At 55.0% G+C, this 17,199-nt stretch carries 12 protein-coding genes and 1 pseudogene; 7 read left to right on the top strand and 6 right to left on the bottom strand.

Annotated features, from left to right (window positions below; genetic code table 11):
- On the top strand, positions 1–380 hold a 380-nt coding region (locus G437_RS11450), incomplete at its 5' end, for a hypothetical protein (RefSeq protein ID WP_162138742.1).
- Positions 381–481: 101 nt separating this feature from the next.
- Here the strand turns inward: G437_RS11450 and G437_RS0110035 are convergent.
- A complete protein-coding gene (locus G437_RS0110035) occupies positions 482–1,906 on the bottom strand; it encodes an alanine/glycine:cation symporter family protein (protein WP_024332418.1) in 1,425 nt (474 codons plus the stop codon).
- 133 nt (positions 1,907–2,039) lie between these two features.
- On the opposite strand from G437_RS0110035, the gene G437_RS0110030 reads away from it, so the two are divergent.
- From G437_RS0110030 to G437_RS0110020, 3 genes are read left to right on the top strand one after another with little or no spacing between them, the layout of a single operon-like run.
- The gene (locus tag G437_RS0110030; RefSeq protein ID WP_024332417.1) at positions 2,040–3,023 is read left to right on the top strand and encodes a nucleoside hydrolase; all 984 of its coding nucleotides are present in this window, start codon (positions 2,040–2,042) and stop codon (positions 3,021–3,023) included.
- Between the two features lie 4 nt (positions 3,024–3,027).
- A complete protein-coding gene (locus tag G437_RS0110025) occupies positions 3,028–5,658 on the top strand; it encodes a DEAD/DEAH box helicase (RefSeq protein WP_024332416.1) in 2,631 nt (876 codons plus the stop codon).
- 13 nt (positions 5,659–5,671) lie between these two features.
- Positions 5,672–6,436, top strand: a complete 765-nt coding sequence (locus G437_RS0110020) for a YggS family pyridoxal phosphate-dependent enzyme (RefSeq protein ID WP_029769584.1) — start codon at positions 5,672–5,674, stop codon at positions 6,434–6,436.
- Here G437_RS0110020 and ilvD read toward each other — a convergent pair.
- Positions 6,433–8,316, bottom strand: coding sequence for a dihydroxy-acid dehydratase (ilvD, locus tag G437_RS0110015; RefSeq protein ID WP_024332414.1), 1,884 nt, complete (start codon positions 8,314–8,316; stop codon positions 6,433–6,435). The genes G437_RS0110020 and ilvD overlap by 4 nt on opposite strands.
- Before the next feature lie 159 nt (positions 8,317–8,475).
- Here ilvD and G437_RS11630 point away from each other — a divergent pair.
- Positions 8,476–8,622: pseudogene (locus tag G437_RS11630) on the top strand (hypothetical protein); the annotation flags it as partial.
- Between the two features lie 91 nt (positions 8,623–8,713).
- The gene (cimA, locus tag G437_RS10715; protein ID WP_341868986.1) at positions 8,714–10,108 is read left to right on the top strand and encodes a citramalate synthase; all 1,395 of its coding nucleotides are present in this window, start codon (positions 8,714–8,716) and stop codon (positions 10,106–10,108) included.
- Here cimA and G437_RS0110005 read toward each other — a convergent pair.
- The 3 genes from G437_RS0110005 to G437_RS0109995 are packed head-to-tail and all read right to left on the bottom strand — an operon-like array spanning position 10,085 to position 13,536.
- Positions 10,085–11,284: a cobalamin-independent methionine synthase II family protein gene (locus G437_RS0110005; RefSeq protein WP_024332413.1), complete on the bottom strand. Its 1,200-nt coding sequence runs from the start codon at positions 11,282–11,284 to the stop codon at positions 10,085–10,087. The genes cimA and G437_RS0110005 overlap by 24 nt on opposite strands.
- Before the next feature lie 8 nt (positions 11,285–11,292).
- A complete protein-coding gene (locus G437_RS0110000; protein ID WP_024332412.1) occupies positions 11,293–12,441 on the bottom strand; it encodes a branched-chain amino acid aminotransferase in 1,149 nt (382 codons plus the stop codon).
- Between the two features lie 45 nt (positions 12,442–12,486).
- On the bottom strand, positions 12,487–13,536 hold the full coding sequence (locus G437_RS0109995; protein WP_024332411.1) for a 3-isopropylmalate dehydrogenase: 1,050 nt from the start codon (positions 13,534–13,536) through the stop codon (positions 12,487–12,489).
- 279 nt (positions 13,537–13,815) lie between these two features.
- On the opposite strand from G437_RS0109995, the gene G437_RS0109990 reads away from it, so the two are divergent.
- Complete coding sequence (locus G437_RS0109990) at positions 13,816–15,411, top strand: aspartate:alanine exchanger family transporter (RefSeq protein WP_024332410.1); 1,596 nt, start codon at positions 13,816–13,818, stop codon at positions 15,409–15,411.
- Here G437_RS0109990 and G437_RS0109985 read toward each other — a convergent pair whose 3' ends face one another.
- Positions 15,412–16,899: a threonine/serine exporter family protein gene (locus tag G437_RS0109985; protein WP_024332409.1), complete on the bottom strand. Its 1,488-nt coding sequence runs from the start codon at positions 16,897–16,899 to the stop codon at positions 15,412–15,414.
- Positions 16,900–17,199: the final 300 nt, after the last annotated feature.

The raw sequence follows: 17,199 nt of genomic DNA, 5'->3' as shown, positions 1-17,199 counted from the left end.
CTGTAGAGCTTGCGGCCGATTCGTCTATGTTTGGTAGCCCCTGGCCAGTAGGAGCAGGCCTTACAATGGTGGTTCTGGCAGTGGTCTTTTACCATTGGATGGCAAGAAGTACGGGCAGTAGTATGAAGCCGTACGTGGTTTTTGCTTGTTGCGCCGGGCTGGTGCTAGCGGCGCGGGTTATTTATACCGGTCACCTGTTAGCGCTGGTCTTTATTCCTGTTGTGTTAGTGCTCGCGTTTCTTATTTTTCCATTTGAGATGATTAGCACCTTTGACATGGTGGAGTATGAGTTTTCTAAGGATGTGACTGTTGGGGTGAGCTTTTTCTTATTTTATGAGCTTGGAGCAATATTCACCCTATCAGCACTAATAGCCTATTGACCCCCACCCAATCGAACTAGCTAGCGTATTTGCACGTAGTAACTGTTGGGATGGCCAAAGCAAACTGGCGGCGGGAGTACAGGCTGCGAATGCGCTGGCCCCTAGCGGCGATCCCACACATCAGATGGCAGGCGCCCCGGAAGGAATTTGTTGTCGGTGGCAACAAATTGAGGATCCACTCCGGCCCCAATCTGAACTTCGTAATCTTTCAAGGCTCCTGCAACCCACTTCCACAGCAACGCAATCGCCACCAGGTTAGTCACGGTCATGATCGCCATGGCAATATCTACCGAATTCCACAGCAACGGCAGTGAAACCACCGCCCCCATGCAAGCAGACGCAACGCAAACAACGCGAACGAGCACGCGCGCCCACTTGGCATTAGTAACAAAGGACATGTTCACTTCCGAATAAACGTAGGCGGCAATGACCGACGAAAACGCCAGTACAAAGATCATCAACGCCATAGGCACCATTGCCCACTGCCCAATCTGATCTGCCACCGCGTAGGCCGTAAGGTTCGAAGGATCTACGCCCTCTTTCCCCCACACCTTAGGGCCGGCCAAAAGAATAATGAAAGCGGTTGCCGAACACACGATAATCGTGTCCACAAACACCCCTAGGGCCTGAATGAAACCCTGCTTTACCGGGTGGGATACCGTCGCGGTAGCAGCCGCATTCGGGGCAGTTCCCTGACCGGCCTCGTTCGAGAACAAACCGCGCTTAGTACCGTTGATAATAGCGGCCATCAGACCGCCCCCTACCCCGCCCCCCAGGGCAGCACCGCTGAAAGCCGACTGCACGATCTGGCCTATTAGAGCCGGGATTTGGGGCAGGTTTAGCAGGCAAATCACGAAGGCGATAATGACATAAACCGTAGCCATAATAGGAGCCATCCATTCAGTCACGCGCGCGACGGAGCGAATCCCTCCCAAGATAATCGGCCCTGCAAAAGCAAAAATCAGCGCCGCAATAATCCACTTGTTAGCCTGCGGGATAGTCCACAAGATCGTAGAAGCAATAGCGTTCGACTGCACCGAGGTAATCACAACCCCACAGGTGACAATAGCAATGATCGCAAAAACCGAACCATAGACCTTAGACCCCACGCCCTTCCACATGTAGTAGGCGGGCCCGCCTCTAAAAGTGCCGTCGGCCCCGCGAACCTTATAGAGCTGAGCTAGCGTAGACTCAAAAAACGAGGTGGCCATTCCCACCAAAGCTACAACCCACATCCAAAACACTGCCCCGGGCCCGCCCATCAACAAAGCTGCGGCCACCCCGAACACATTGCCTACCCCCACCCTGGCGGCAAGCGAAATTGTAAAGGCCTGAAACGAAGAAATCCCACCCTTGGCATCAGAACGGGAATTGAGCACCGTCCTGAACATCTTGCCCAAATGCCTAAACTGCATTCCCCTGGAAATGACAGTCAAGAAAATACCTACCCCTAAAAGCACCCACATGGTTATGTGCAGGGTAATCCAATCTGCAACTGTCAAAATAGCCTGGGCAAGCGACTCCATCGAAACCTCCAAAGCGGGAAATACTCCACCTATCTTTGCAGATTTTCGCGTCTGCTTCCGAACCGGCCACATTGCGGCAGAAGCCGCCCCCATAGCGGCGCTAGACTGAGGAGGAAACAGAAAGGATAAGGTCATGCGCCACGTAATTATTGACACTGATCCCGGAATCGACGACTCAATCGCGATCCTGCTAGCTTGCCTACACCCCAAAGTTTGCGTTGACGCACTGACCACTGTCGGGGGCAACGTGCCGCTCTCGAAAACCACCGCGAACGCCCTCGGAATCCTAAACTTCGCAAACGCTAGCCAGATCCCTGTACACCAAGGCTCTGCCACCCCCCTTGCCGGGCCCGCCACCCAATACGCAGACGACACTCACGGCGATTCTGGCACCGGATACTTCCCGCTAGACCCAGCCGGCAAAAAAGTTGCAGGCACGGATGCCCCACGCTTCATCGTCGAACACACCCGGGCGCATCCAGGCGAAATAACGCTCGTTCCCATTGGCCCACTAACAAATATTGCAAAAGCCCTAAAACTGGATCCTACCCTGGTAGAACGCGTACCTGAAGTGCTAATCATGGGCGGCGCCGAGGGGCCGGGTAACGTAACGCCCTCGGCAGAATTCAACTTCTGGTTTGACCCAGAGGCAGCCGACATAGTAATGAGGGCCGGTTTTAAAAAAGTAACCCTAGTTGGTCTAGATGCCACAGCCCAAGCCTTCCTCACGGCCGGCACCCGTGAACTGTTACGCCGGCTCAAAGACCACAAAAACGCCAACTTCTTGTACCAGATAACACGGCAATACGCCGACTTTTACTGGGAAAGTCAGAAAGCTCTAGGCGCAGAACTTTGCGACGTGCTCGCAATAGCCAAACTAATCGACGATTCCCTAGTGCAAACAGAAAGCGCCAACGTCCAAATATGTTTGGACGGAATCTGCCGAGGGCGTTCCCAGGTAGCCAGAAAAAAGCGCTTCCCCGCACTGGAACAAAATGGGTTGATCTGCACAAAGGTCAATACTTTGAAGTTCTTCGAGCTACTGCTAACCACCCTCATTCCCGAACACAGCGAACTCATCAAGGAGGTCCTTGCCCACGAATACCGGGGGCAGTAACACTATGGCTCAAGAACCAGCACTCAACCTCCTTCTAGACGATTTAGAAGACGCCGGAAAAATATCCGACCCTACCGCCGTGATCGAGGCGTTCGCCGCTTGGGCTAAAAAAGGCGGGCGCGAACTCTACCCCCACCAACTCGACGCCGCCCTAGCAATTGCAGCTGACGAACACGTAATCGCCGCCACCCCTACCGGGTCAGGCAAATCAATGATCGCCCTTGCCGGCCACCTGGTCGCCCTCTCGCGTGGGCAGCGCAGCTACTACACAGCGCCCCTAAAAGCACTTGTCTCGGAAAAATTTTTCGACCTAGCCGCACTTTTTGGCACAGACAATGTCGGCATGATCACCGGGGACGTATCGCTAAACCCAGAGGCACCGATCATCTCCTGCACAGCCGAAATCCTGGCGAATCAGGCACTCGCCGACGGAGCGACAATCGACTGCGGCATTGCGATAATGGACGAATTCCATTTCTACGGCGATCATCAACGTGGCTGGGCCTGGCAGATACCGCTACTCGAGATGACCAAAACCCAAATGGTACTCATGTCCGCAACCTTAGGGAACATCGATTTCTTCAAAAAAGACCTAACCGCGCGCACCTGCCGCTCCGTCGCCGTAATCGACAACGCTGCCCGCCCAGTCCCACTCGAATTCAACTACACCTACGACGAGACCTCCGACCTCGTAGACCGCCTTATGAAGCAAGGGCGCTGGCCAATCTACCTAGTACACTTTGCCCAACGCGATGCCGTAGAACGGGCTACCGCCCTCGCTGCCACCTCAAAAGTTTCGCGCGAACAACGCGACAAAGTAGCCCAGGCAATCAAGGGCTTTTCCTTCGGCGGAGGGTTCGGCAAAACCCTAAAGGCCCTTCTGCGCGCAGGAATCGGCGTACACCACGCGGGAATGCTTCCCCGCTACCGTCGCCTAGTTGAAAAACTCACCCAAGACGGACTCCTGGTGGCAATCTGCGGCACCGACACCCTCGGAGTCGGCATCAACGTACCCATCCGTACCGTAGTACTAACGTCACTCACTAAATTCGATGGCCGGCGCTCGCGGCATCTTTCGGCACGCGAATTCCACCAGATTGCGGGTAGGGCTGGACGCGCAGGATTCGATACCATTGGCTTTGTCGAAGTGCAAGCGCCAGCACACGAAATAGAAAATGCCAAGATCAAGGCTCGCGCCGGCGCTGTTGTGAACGGGAAAAAGTCTGGCGGGCGGGCAAAGCTAAAACAAGCACCCGAGGGCTTCGTATCCTGGTCTGAGGGAACTTTTGACAGGTTGCGTGAAGCTCAACCCGAGGCGTTGACCTCGCAATTTTCCATGACTCATTCCCTGGTCCTAAATGTTCTTTCCGGCGGCCGAGATGCAGCCAAGCATCTCGTCTGGCTAGCCAGGAACAACCACGATAAGCCCCGCGAGCGCAACCCCCATTTGCGCACACTCGGACAGATTTATTCTTCTCTACGCACCGCAGAAGTAGTCGAGTGGAAAGACGGCAAATTGGTGCTAACTCGCGAATTGCCCGATTCTTTCGCTTTAAATCAAACGCTTTCGCCGTTCGCCTTGGCGGCGGTGGAATTGCTAGATCCGGATTCGGACACCTACGCATTGGACGTTGTGTCAGTAGTGGAATCGATTTTGGAAGATCCGCGTCCTCTGCTTTACGCCCAACGCAAGGTAGCCCGAGATCAGGCGATGGCAGCTATGAAAGCTGAAGGGCTCGAATACGACGAGCGGATGGAGGCCCTAGATCAGATCACTTGGCCGCGCCCACTAGCTGAGCTACTGGAGGGGGCTTTTTCTACTTTCAGGCAGACGAACCCCTGGGTGGCAGGAAACGAGCCTTCCCCCAAGTCGGTGGTACGGCAAATGGTTGAAAACGCCTATACTTTTTCCGCGTTGATTTCGCGCTACGACTTGGCTCGTTCCGAGGGCGTGGTGTTGCGCTACCTGACCGACGCTTACCGAGCGTTGTACCAGATTGTCCCGCAAAGCGCGCGCAACGAGGAATTTGACGCAATTGTCACGTGGTTGGGCGACCTAGTGCGCGCCGTCGACTCCTCGCTGTTGGCAGAGTGGGAGATGATGGGCACCAGTGAGCGCAAAGAGATTCCCGACACGGTGGGCAAAGAATTGGCTTTTGGGGCGGATGCAGACGGCAACGTGTCCTTTAGTGCAAACAAGCACGCCTTCACAACTGCTGTTAGGAAAGCCCTTTTCAGGAGGGTTGAGCTGATGGCCCGCGAGGATGTGGACGGGTTACTGGCCCTCGGCGATCCAGGTTGGGATGCCGACAGGTGGAACAACGTCCTCGACCGTTACTACGCCGAGTACGACTGGATAGCCACAGATCAGGATGCCCGTTCGGCCACCCTGTTCAAAGTTATTTCTGCCCCTACCGAGGCCGATCTAGTTGAGTTGGGGATGGATTTGGATTCCCCCCTTGCCGGCCGCGCATTAGAGGGGCGCCTGTGGCTTGCCCAGCAGATTATTTTGGATCCCGAGGGCGAACTGCCCTGGCGAATCTGGGCCGTGGCGGATCTGGATGCTTCCGACCAGGCGTCACGCGAGGGTTCTCCCACTGCGATTGTGCACACTGTTTCCGTAAGTGCCGAGTAAGTATGATTGAAGTATGTCTGAGACAAAGCTAACCGTGGAAGATCTGAAAAAATCTATTGCAAAAGTACGCGAGCGCATAGATGCAGCTGCCGAGGCAGCGGGCCGAGCGGGCTCCGACGTCGATCTGGAACTGGCCATAAAGACTCAATCTCCCGCTACCTGCGCTGGGGCCGTGGTGGCTCTCCACGAGTTATCTTTGCCCGTGTTACTCGGGCAAAACAAAGTACAGGAGGCTCAGGCAACCGCCGAGGCAATTGCAGCAACAGTAATAGACGCGAAAGTAAATATGATCGGCAATTTGCAGTCGAACAAGATCAACAATGCGCTTGGTTGCGTAACTGGAATCGAAACTATCGACCGCGAAAAACTCGTCAACAAACTATCGGAACGTGTGCGCCCAGGAGGACGTTTTGCAGATCGGTTCCCCTCCGGGTTAGACGTCTGGGTGCAGGTAAATACCTCGGGCGAGGACACTAAGTCGGGCTGCTCTAAGGAGCAGGCGGCAGATCTGGCCTATGCTGCCGCAGCTGCCCCGGGGCTGAATCTGCGCGGTTTTATGACTATCGGAGCTCACACCAGCGAAGAAGCAAAAGTGGTTGAATCCTTCGAAGCATTGAGGCAGATTCGTGACGAGGTTATCGCATCGGGGCAGGCGGGCACCGAAGGAGCTAGTGACCTTTCTATGGGGATGACCCAAGACATGGAACTGGCAATTGCCCACGGCGCCACCCGAGTCCGGGTTGGCACCGCTATCTTCGGAGCCCGCCACTACAACTAAGCCCGCTGCCTTCCCACTACGCGTGAGACATCTCTGCTCGCCCCAAGCGAGGCCGATCTGGCGGTTGCTGCATAGAGCTGAAGTGCCGCCGACACCTTGCGGTCGCGGTTTAGAGGCGTCCACGGGTGGGAGCGTTTTTCCATCGCCCCACGTCTACGCTCCAACTCGGCGGCAGGCACATCCAAAGTGAGCTCCTCACGGTTGACGTCGATAATGATCTTGTCGCCGTCCTCGATCAGCCCTATAAGTCCTCCATCGGCAGCTTCAGGCGAAATGTGGCCAATCGATATCCCCGAAGTTCCCCCGGAAAAACGGCCGTCGGTAATGAGTGCACATTTCTTTCCCAAACCCCTGCCTTTTAAGAACGAGGTCGGATATAGCATTTCCTGCATTCCCGGCCCTCCTGCAGGGCCCTCGTAGCGAATAACTACCACGTGCCCAGCGCGGACGGTCTTGTCCAAGATCTTCTGGATGGCTTCTTCTTGGGACTCCATCACTATGGCCTCGCCCTCAAAATGGAAAAGCTCTGGATCTATGCCCGCGGCCTTGACGATTGCGCCCTCGGGGGCTAAATTCCCCTTCAACACTGTGAGCCCACCATTTTTTGTGTAGGCGTGTGATACGGATCTGATGCAGCCATTTTCGGCGTCGGTATCCAGCTCGGACCACTGGTTAGTGGTAGAGAAAGGGACGGTGGTGCGCACCCCACCGGGTGCTGCAGAAAACAGGCGTTTAGCTTCCGTGCTGGCGTGGGGGTTACGAATATCCCACTTAGCCAACCACGAATCCAGATCGGGGCTGTGCACGCTGTGTACATCGTGGTGCAAAAGACCGGCGCGCTCGAGCTCACCCAAAATGGCAGGCACGCCCCCAGCCCGGTGGACGTCCTCCATATGGTAATCGACGTGGTTTGGAGCAACCTTGGCCAAACATGGCACAGTAGACCCAAGGCGGGCAATATCTTCCAACGTAAAGTTCGTCCCCGCCTCCTGGGCAACAGCTAGTAGGTGCAAGACAGTATTTGAAGATCCGCCCATTGCCATATCCATGCTCATCGCATTCAGGAAAGCCTCCCGGCTAGCTATTTGGCGCGGCAGAACAGATTCATCCTCCTGCTGGTAATAGCGTTTAGCGAGCTCAACAACCAGCTTTCCCGCCTCTTGGAACAACCCCCTGCGGAATGCGTGAGTAGCCAAAGTAGAACCATTGCCAGGAAGGGACAGCCCCAGCGCTTCAGTCAAACAATTCATCGAATTGGCGGTAAACATGCCAGAGCAGGACCCGCAGGTAGGACAGGCCAATTTCTCGACCTGCTGCAACGTGGCGTTGTCCAAGCGGTCGTCAGCGGTAGCCGCCATAACTGTGATCAGGCTGCCCTTGTTGGTATGCGTAGTTCCCACTATGGCTTCGGCAGGAATGTTTTTGCCTGCCTCCATCGGACCACCAGAAACAAATATTGTGGGAATGTTTAGACGCATTGCTGCCAGCAGCATTCCCGGAGTGATTTTGTCGCAATTAGAAATACATACTAACGCATCGGCGCAGTGCGCATTGACCATATATTCGACAGAATCAGCAATTAGCTCGCGCGAGGGCAACGAATAGAGCATGCCCGTATGCCCCATGGCAATGCCATCGTCAATTGCGATCGTGTTAAATTCTTTCGCAACCCCTCCGGCCTCGGCTATAGATTTTGCGACCAGCGCTCCCATTTCTTTCAGATGAACATGACCTGGAACAAATTCGGTGAAGGAATTGGCAATCGCAATAATCGGCTTTCCAAAATCCTCATCCGTCATGCCGGTTGCTCGCCAGAGCGAGCGGGCTCCTGCCATGTTGCGCCCGTGGGTTGAGGTTCGCGAACGAAGTGGATACGCCATTTCCTCTCCTTTTCCAATAGTTTTCCACTAGTTTAGGAACCTAAAACTTTATAGGCGCTCCCAGGCCACTTGGTGAACACTGCCAACCGAGAGTTGTCAATAACGGAAGACTAATTTGCGCAAATTCACGCAAAGCAATGCACGAATGACACATTTTTAATGTTTGCGTATAGATTTGTTCCTATGGAGCGCACAAATATCGCCATTTACGACACCACCTTGCGCGACGGCGCCCAGCAAGAGGGAATGTCGCTAACCGTGCCCGATAAGTTGCGACTTACAAGCCTTCTAGATGATTTCGGGGTTACCTATATCGAAGGCGGTTGGCCCGGCGCAGGGCCAAAAGATAGCGAATTTTTCGCCCAAGCAGGTTCTTTGAAGCTAAAAAAATGCGAAATTGGTAGCTTTTGGTTCCACGGTAAAGCCCGAGGGCGTTCCCTCCCAGGACAGTCAGGTTCTGGCGCTGGCAAACACCTGTGCCCCCTTTGTCACCCTGGTCGCCAAAGCAGACGCGCTGCACGTGGCGAAGGCCCTGCGTTGCACCGAAGAGCAGAATCTGCAGATGGTAGCCGACACCGTTTCGTACCTGGTCTCTTGCGGCAAAACTGTGATGGTAGATCTAGAACATTTCTTTGACGGCCTAGCTCGCTCCGAACATGCTCTGCGAGTGGCGGATACCGCTCTGCAGGCCGGAGCCCACACCGTCATTGCCTGTGATACCAATGGCGGAACGCTTCCAGACGGTGTATACGCTGGCATCGCCCGGCTGGTGCGCTCTTTCGGTACCTGCGTGGGAATTCATGCCCACAACGATTCTGGGTGCGCGAACGCCAACGCGATACTAGCTGTGCAGGCCGGGGCCCGCCAGGTGCAAGTTACGGCCAACGGCTACGGTGAACGCACCGGAAACTCCAACTTGTTCACCACGGTGGCAAATCTAGAATTGAAGTTAGGCCTAAAGGTTCTGCCGGATCCACAAAAGCTGAGCGAACTCACCCACCTGTCACACCAGATTTCCGAGATCACTAATATCTCGCCATTTGCCCGCGACCCCTATGTGGGATCCTCCGCATTCGCGCACAAAGGGGGCCTACATGCCTCCGCCATAAAGCGTGACTCGGCACTTTACCAGCACATTAGCCCCTCAGAAGTGGGCAACTGCAGGCGAATGTTGGTTTCAGAAATGTCCGGCAGAGCCCTTGTCGAAATGAAAGCGGCAGAACTCGGCCTTACCGCCCTTTCGCCCTCACTGTTAGCCGAAATCACCACGACGGTAAAAAAGCGGGAGGCAGCCGGCTACAGCTACGACGGGGCAGATGCTTCATTCGAGCTGCTGACCCGGCAAATCAATCAGATGTTGCCGAGCTATTTCAAAGTAGAGACTTGGCGCAGCCTAGTAAAGGGGCGGACAGTGTCCGCCGAACCCACCGATTCTTCGGCAGAGGCCACTGTAGAACTTGTAGCGGCAGGCAAACGCGTCTGCCGTACTCGCGCAGGAAACGGCCCAGTAAACGCCCTGGATCACGCCTTCGTGTCGGCTCTGTCAAAGCTCTACCCTGCGGTGAAAAAGTTCAGACTAATCGACTTTAAAGTGCGCATACTAGACGAGGACCACGGCTCTGATTCCACCGTTCGGGTGCTACTGGAAGCCGCGGGCCCCACGGGCACCTGGACCACAGTTGGCGTTGGCACCAACATGATCGAGGCCTCGTGGGAAGCCCTGACGGATTCTTACATATTCGGCCTTATAAAAGAGGGCGTCACTCCCTTAGAAGAGCCGCTTGCTAGCTAGTGCGGCCCCAGCAGTGAGCGCCTCGAGCTTTGCCCAGGCAATCTGCTCGTGAACTCTGCCTCCGAGCCCGCAGTCGGTCGAGGCAATTACGTTCTCGGGGCCCACGACCTCGGCAAAACGGACGATGCGGTCAGCTACGAGTTCGGGGTGCTCAACCACGTTGGTAGAGTGGCAAACTACGCCTGGAACGATCTTTCGGCCCGCCGGCAACGGGTACTTCTTCCAAATCTTCCACTCGTGCGCGTGCCGAGGGGAGGATCCTTCAAAGCTGAACTCGCCGGCATTGACCTGCAGGCACTGTTCAATAATCGCCTCAAACGGAATGTCTGTGGTGTGCGGGCCATGCCAAGATCCCCAGCAAATGTGCAGACGCACCTTGGCAGGATCTATGCCCACCAAAGCCTCATTTAATGCGTCAATTCTAATCTGCAACCACTTTTGGTAATCGCTAATGGAAGGTTCCGGATTGATCTGGTCCCAGGACTCAGCCAAATCTGGGGCATCCAGCTGCACTGTAAACCCGGCGTCAGTTATAGCTTTGTACTCGTGTGCCATGGCCTGCGCGCAAGCGCGCACAACGTCAGCGTCGCTCGCGTAGTACTCGTTCTTTATACGTGCAGCCGATCCGGGCGAGAGAGCTGCTATAAATCCCTCGGCAAGATCGTTCTGCTTCATTGCTCCGGCTAGCAGATCAATATCTGCACCTACCTGCGAAGCCCCAATATAGGTGATCTCGCCTGTGATCTTCGGGTTGCCTACCGCCGCCCGGCCTCCCAAAATCCCCGAGTCGGGATCCTCGTAGGCCTGCTTGAACCTCGCGCGATCGCGGCGGTCAGGAAACGAGGTGAGCTTTATGTTTCCAGGTGTAGAACGCACCACCTCCGCTGCAGCCCATCTGTCTTCGTCTGTCATCGTTAGCCCACCCAGGCGCGAGAACGAATAGTTCCACCAGGCCCCGTAGTCTACCGCACCGGAGGTGATATGGCCGTATTCGCCCTCGTTTACAATGTCGATACCAATCTGCTTCTGCCTAGCTACTACCTGCTTTACAGACTCCGTCAGGATAGCCGAAAATTCTTCGTCAGAAATTGTGCCCTGCGAGCGCCGTTTATTCGCCGCTAACAGTTGCGGGGTGCGCGGGAGCGAGCCTACGTGAGTTGTCTTGATCTTGCTCATTGTTTCCTTTAGTCGCAAATCTTGTAGGTCCATCCGTAGGGGTCTGCCACGACCCCATTCTGAATGTCGGTCAGTTTCGATGCTAACCGTTCAGTTTGCTCCCCTATGGGTAGTTCGACCTGGAAATCGTCGCTGCCCAGGCCCGTAATAGGGGTAATCACCGCCGCGGTGCCGCAGGCGAATATCTCGGTGACTGCGCCAGAGTCTATGTCGGCAAGCAGATCCGTGAGAGCAATATCCTGCTCTTTTACACCAACGCCTTCGTCGCGCAAAATCTGGCATATAGCGGATCGGGTATTGCCCTCCAAAATAACGCCAGTGAGCCTAGGGGTAATTACCGAACCGTCTTTGCGTACCACAAACACGTTCATTCCCCCGAGCTCTTCTAGGTAAGTCTGGGTTGTATCTAGAAAGCACACTTGAGCGTAGCCTTTTTCTGCGGCCAGGTTTTGGGGTAGCAAAGAGGCCGCATAGTTTCCGCCGCATTTGGCCATCCCCGTTCCCCCGGGGCCGGCACGGTGGTACTTTTTGTCCACCCAGATGCGCACGCCTTTATCCGCACCTTTGAAGTAGCTTCCCGAAGGAGAAGCAATGAGGTAAAAGGAAACTTGCCCTGCCGAGTGCACGCCCAAAAATGCTTCTGTAGCAATCATGAAGGGGCGTAGATACAGCGAGGTGCCCTGCTCAGCGGGTACCCAACGCCGGTCCGCCCGAACCAGATCCACTACAGCGGACATGAATACTTCCTCGTCCAATTCAGGCAATGCCAGGCGCCTAGCGGAAGCGTTCAGGCGGGCAGCATTGTAGCGAGGACGGAAACTAGTAATTGATCCATCGACGTGCCGGTAGGCTTTGAGCCCTTCAAAGATTTCTTGCCCGTAGTGCAACACGGCTGCCGCCGGAGAAAGAGTTATGGGACCGAATGGTTCTAATCGCAAATTGTGCCAGCCGACCTCACGATTCCAGTCTGCAACGGCCATGTAATCTGTGAAGTCGCGCCCAAAAGCAAGCGTTGACATAATGCGCTCATATTCGGCGTCACTCGCCCTTTTAGCGGGGTGCGCTATAGGAAATCTGCCGGCTAGTTGATCTGCAGGAGGCAGTTCTTTAGATGCTTCAAGTTCCAATTCTGTGGGAGTATAGGCGCTCATTCGTATTCCGTTCTTTATTTTCCTTTTACACTAAAACGATTTAACTCAGTTTTATTTTCGGCTCGCTTGGCGAACTAGATTCGCTACCGCCTCCCCTATTTGCGCGGTAGTCCTTCCTGGGGTACCTTCCTGCAAATCTTTCTCCACGGCCACCCGTACCGTAGCAGCCAGCCCTAGAAAACCTTGGTTTTCCAGCAGCATAGCAGTGGAAAGTATTGCTGCTCTAGGATCAGCTAGTTGCCTGCCTGCTATATCTGGAGCCGATCCGTGTACGGGCTCAAACATTGAGGGGGCCGTTCCCTCAACGTTGATATTGCCTGAAGCCGCCAGCCCAATACCACCTGTGATTGCTCCGGCCTCGTCTGTGAGGATATCTCCAAACAGGTTGTCCGTACAGATTACGTCGAACCTTTCTGGAGCGGTAACCAGGTAGATGGTCGCGGCATCTATGTGGCAGTAGTCGACCTGCACCTGCGGATAGTCGCACCCTACCTCCTCTACAATTCTGCTCCAGAGCCCCCCTGCATGCACCAGCACGTTCCGCTTGTGCACGAGCGTCAATTTTTTCCTCCTCTGTGCAGCTTTTGCGAAGGCATATTGCACCACGCGCTCAACGCCAAAGGCCGTATTAACTGACGTTTCTGTGGCAATCTCCTGCCCAGTGCCCTTTCGCAGCGTGCCGCCGTTGCCACAATAGAGTCCTTCTGTACCTTCGCGTACCACCACAAAGTCAGCGTCCTTCGCTTTGGAAAGCGGATTCTTCACACCGGGGTAAGTACGGGCTGGTCGAATATTCACACTGTGGTCGAGGGCGAATCGCAATTTCAAAAGTAGACCGCGTTCGAGCAGACCGGCGGGCACGCTAGGGTCACCCACCGCCCCCAGAAATATAGCGTCGCTAGCCCGAATTTGCGCGAGTGTATCGTCATTGAGTACCTCGCCGCTGGCATGATAATGCGCGGCTCCAAGATCGTAGTAGGTTAGGCTCAGCTCAAGTTCTTGCCCTTCTATGGCGGCGCGCAAAACCCGCACCCCTTCTGCAACTACTTCAGGGCCAATCCCGTCGCCAGGTATAACAGCTAGGTTCATCCGCTTTGACATGCCACAACCCTAAGACATATTCCACTTTATGGGATGCTTACCGTCATTATTTGATACACAAGGCGTAATAAAATTTATCTGCGCATTTGCGCAGTAGCAAGGCAGCAGCGCTAGTAAGATCACCAAGTGTCTTCAGTTGCGAAGAATATTTCCCAAACAACCGAAGTGCTCCTCTTCATCCATTTCCAGCAAAGTAGCTGGTAGGACCATCGGATAAGCACAATCGGACTCTTTGATGAGATAGTGAGGGAAGAGACAGTTTCGGAAAGGTAAGGTTTCGTGGCAACAGTATTTCAGTATCTCGCCGGCAATGGCGTGCTCTTGCTGTTTATCCTCGTTGGGGTCGGAATGACATTCGGCCACGTAAAAATAAAAGGAATCGGGCTCGGAGCGGCTGCCGTGCTCTTTGTGGCAATCGGCCTGTCCGCATGGGCTAACGCCTACGGGGTGGAACTAAAGGTGGACCACCTACTGGGTATATTTGGCCTAGCCCTGTTCGCCTTCGCGATCGGAATCAACTCCGGCCCTAACTTCTTTGCCGGGCTGAAGAAGTCTTTGGGCCCCATCCTCACATACCTCGTGGTAATTGGGCTTGCTGGCACTACGGCCTATCTGGTGGGTGTACATATCTTCGGCATGGATATCGCCCTAGTTGCGGGTACGTTTGCCGGGGCTCTCACTAACACCCCCGCTCTCTCGGCAGCGGGGGTATCTTCTGGCAACGAGGCCTTAGCCACCATCGGCTACTCCATTGCGTACATATTCGGTGTGGTGGGCATGCTTGCCTGCTCCGGGGCAGCGCTAGCCTATAGGAAAACAGATAAGGACATCCCTTCCCCAGTAGCTAACCGCACCATTCGGGTAGAGCGCGACGATCAGCCTCTAGTCGGGGACATTATCGAAAAGTACGGCGAAAAAATCACCTTTTCTAGGATTCGCAGGGGAGAATTGGGCCCGGTTATGCGACCAGCCAGCTCCGATGCCCTACACAGGAATGACCTAGTTACCGTGGTAGGCCCGGTCGATTTGGTGAACAAGGTTGTCTCCTCGCTAGGGCACGGTTCTTCCCACTCGTTGATAGATGACCGCTCACATCTAGATTTCAGACGCATCACGCTTTCGGATCCTAAGTTAGCGGGTCTTACAGTGGACGAGTTAGAAATGCCTCGCCGTTTTTCAGCCACCGTCTCGCGGGTGCGCCGCGGCGACGTAGACATGATCGGCGAGCCAAACCTAGTGCTGCAACAAGGTGACAGGGTCCGAGTTGTAGCCCCTACCTCGCGCATGCGCGAGGTGACGAAATTCTTTGGCGATTCCACAAGAGGCCTATCCGACATCAATCCAATTGCCCTCGGACTTGGTATGGCTGCCGGAGTTTTGCTGGGCGAGCTACCAATTTTTACTCCTACAGGGGAAGTCTTCTCAATTGGTTCGGCAGCTGGCACGCTAGTGGTTGGCCTGATCATGGGAAAGATAGGCAGAGTTGGCAAATTCGTCACCGCAATGCCATACACTGCCTGCCAAGTGCTATCTGAGCTCGGGCTACTGATATTCCTGGCACAAGCGGGCACAAACGCAGGTGGGCAAATCGCAGGAGCCTTCACCGGGGGCCATTGGTGGAAGATCCTGCTGCTCGGGGCCCTAATAACTACCATGGTAGGCGGCGGCCTGTACGCCTCCATGCGCTGGGGTTGGAAGATGGGCGGCACTCGACTAGCTGGTTTCTTGGGCGGTGCCCAAACTCAGCCGGCTATCTTGGGCTTTGCTAATTCCCGCACCGGGATGGATCCACGTGTGGCTTTGGGCTACGCAATGATCTACCCCATGGCTATGATCGGTAAGATCCTGGTAGCCCAAATCCTAGGTGGAATGTAGCTAGCGCATAACGTAGGTGCTGGCATTTTCAGCGCCGGGCTGCAACCTTCGCAGCTCGGCGTCTTTGCGCCAGTTTGGATCCGTGACCATCCGGGCCAAGGCGAGCCCTATACCTACAGCCAGGATCACTATGCACACCTCTGTCACAGAAGAGATTGCTTCTGTGTAGTTACCCTGGTTCATATGGGTGAGGCCTGCATAAAGTGGAACCCCGGGAATCATTAGCACTGCGGCGGGTACAGAAAGCGAGACTCTAGAATAGGCGTACTTTGTCATTCTCGATACCAGGTGCGCCCCCATCCCAATAGCAAAGGCCTCAACGCCCACGGCAAACTGCCACAGCAGGCCTTCGTCTACACCGAAGAAACGCAACGGATTCACGATCGCACAAATTAGGGCGGCCCAGAACGACACCTCGAGGGTGCAATTGAAGAGCATTGCGAACCCGTATGCTGCAACAAAGGAGCAAACCATCCGAATAAGGTAGAGCCATACTCCGGAAACCGGCGGGGTAGCCGGCGGGTCTACCGCCCAGTTGAAGGCGAGGGCGGTAAGCCAAACGGCGGCTCCAGCGGATACCACGAGCATCAGAACGTAGACGGAGCGATTGATACCTGCCGCCAGATCAGTACGCACCAAATCGAGCATTGCAGTTATGAGCGGAAAACCGGGAACCAGAAAAAGCACCGCAGAGACAATGCCAGCATGGTATCCGGACGCGGTACCTGTAAACCAAACCGGCAAAGACGCAATCTGGCTAGCTGTAGCAAGGTGTGGTAACAAAAAATTAAATAGACTTGCCAGGGCGACGTAAACCGTCGAGGCAACAACGCCACAGGCCATCCACACTCCAAAGTGATTCATATGGCGAATCATCATCTGTTTACGAAGAGCCTGCCCAGCAGTGGCCGCGATACCAGCCAGAATGCACTCCATCAGGCCTCCTCTATTCAGAAAACAGAAGCAGGCACAGGAAATACCCGAAGCAAGCATGTTCGCAACCGTGCCATATTCGGGCCCGTTCGCCGATATCTTGTCGAGGGCCTGGTTGGCCTCTTCGACACTCATGTGGAGTTTGAGCCTTTGCACGAAGACACGCAGGCGGTCTAGCTGTGCTGCATTGGTCCCAAAGGCACGTTGCTCAGCTACCTCGGTTCGAAAGTTGAAGCGTCCATATACGGTTGAGCTAATCTCGCCAAAAGTAACTTGAGCATGGTGCTCCCTTACTCCGAGGGCGGCAGCCAAGCGCGCCATCGAAAGCTTCACTCGGTACGAGCTGGCTCCACATGCAAGCAGCATGTGCCCCAGCCGCATTACTACCTTCGATTGTTCGGTTAGGAGGGCCTCCTCCTGTTTTAAAAAGTCGATCTCCTCCTGCTCCGCGCGGATTTGCGACTCCTCCTCCTGGAGGCTCACCCCGCTGGGTGCTTGAAGTCCCTGCGGCCGGAATACTTTGCGAACGTGGTTCTTTATGTTCTGCCAACTCATCACCGCCTATTGTAAACATTCACGACTGGTGAGTTCACGGTCTTTCGTCCGCACACCTGGTTACCGTGACTGAGTAGGCTTTATTTCGCCACCTGCACGGGTGTCTATATAGTGTCCCAGGATCGTGTGGGGCCAAAGATGGGTTATTTCTTCTGAGTAAATACCCTCTATCCTTGTGTTGTTTGTGGGCCGGCCCGCCCCTCCCGGAGGGGCCCCACCCGCAACCCGCACCCTGCCAGGGAGCACCCACCCTGCCATAACAGCCCGACTACCCGGACCCCGGCAAGCAAACCGGGCTTA

Origin of the sequence: Winkia neuii subsp. neuii DSM 8576 (assembly GCF_000420405.1) — a bacterium.
Lineage (GTDB): Bacteria > Actinomycetota > Actinomycetes > Actinomycetales > Actinomycetaceae > Winkia > Winkia neuii.
Note: the sequence above shows the minus strand (reverse complement) of the source record. Positions and strands in the feature narration are given on the sequence as shown.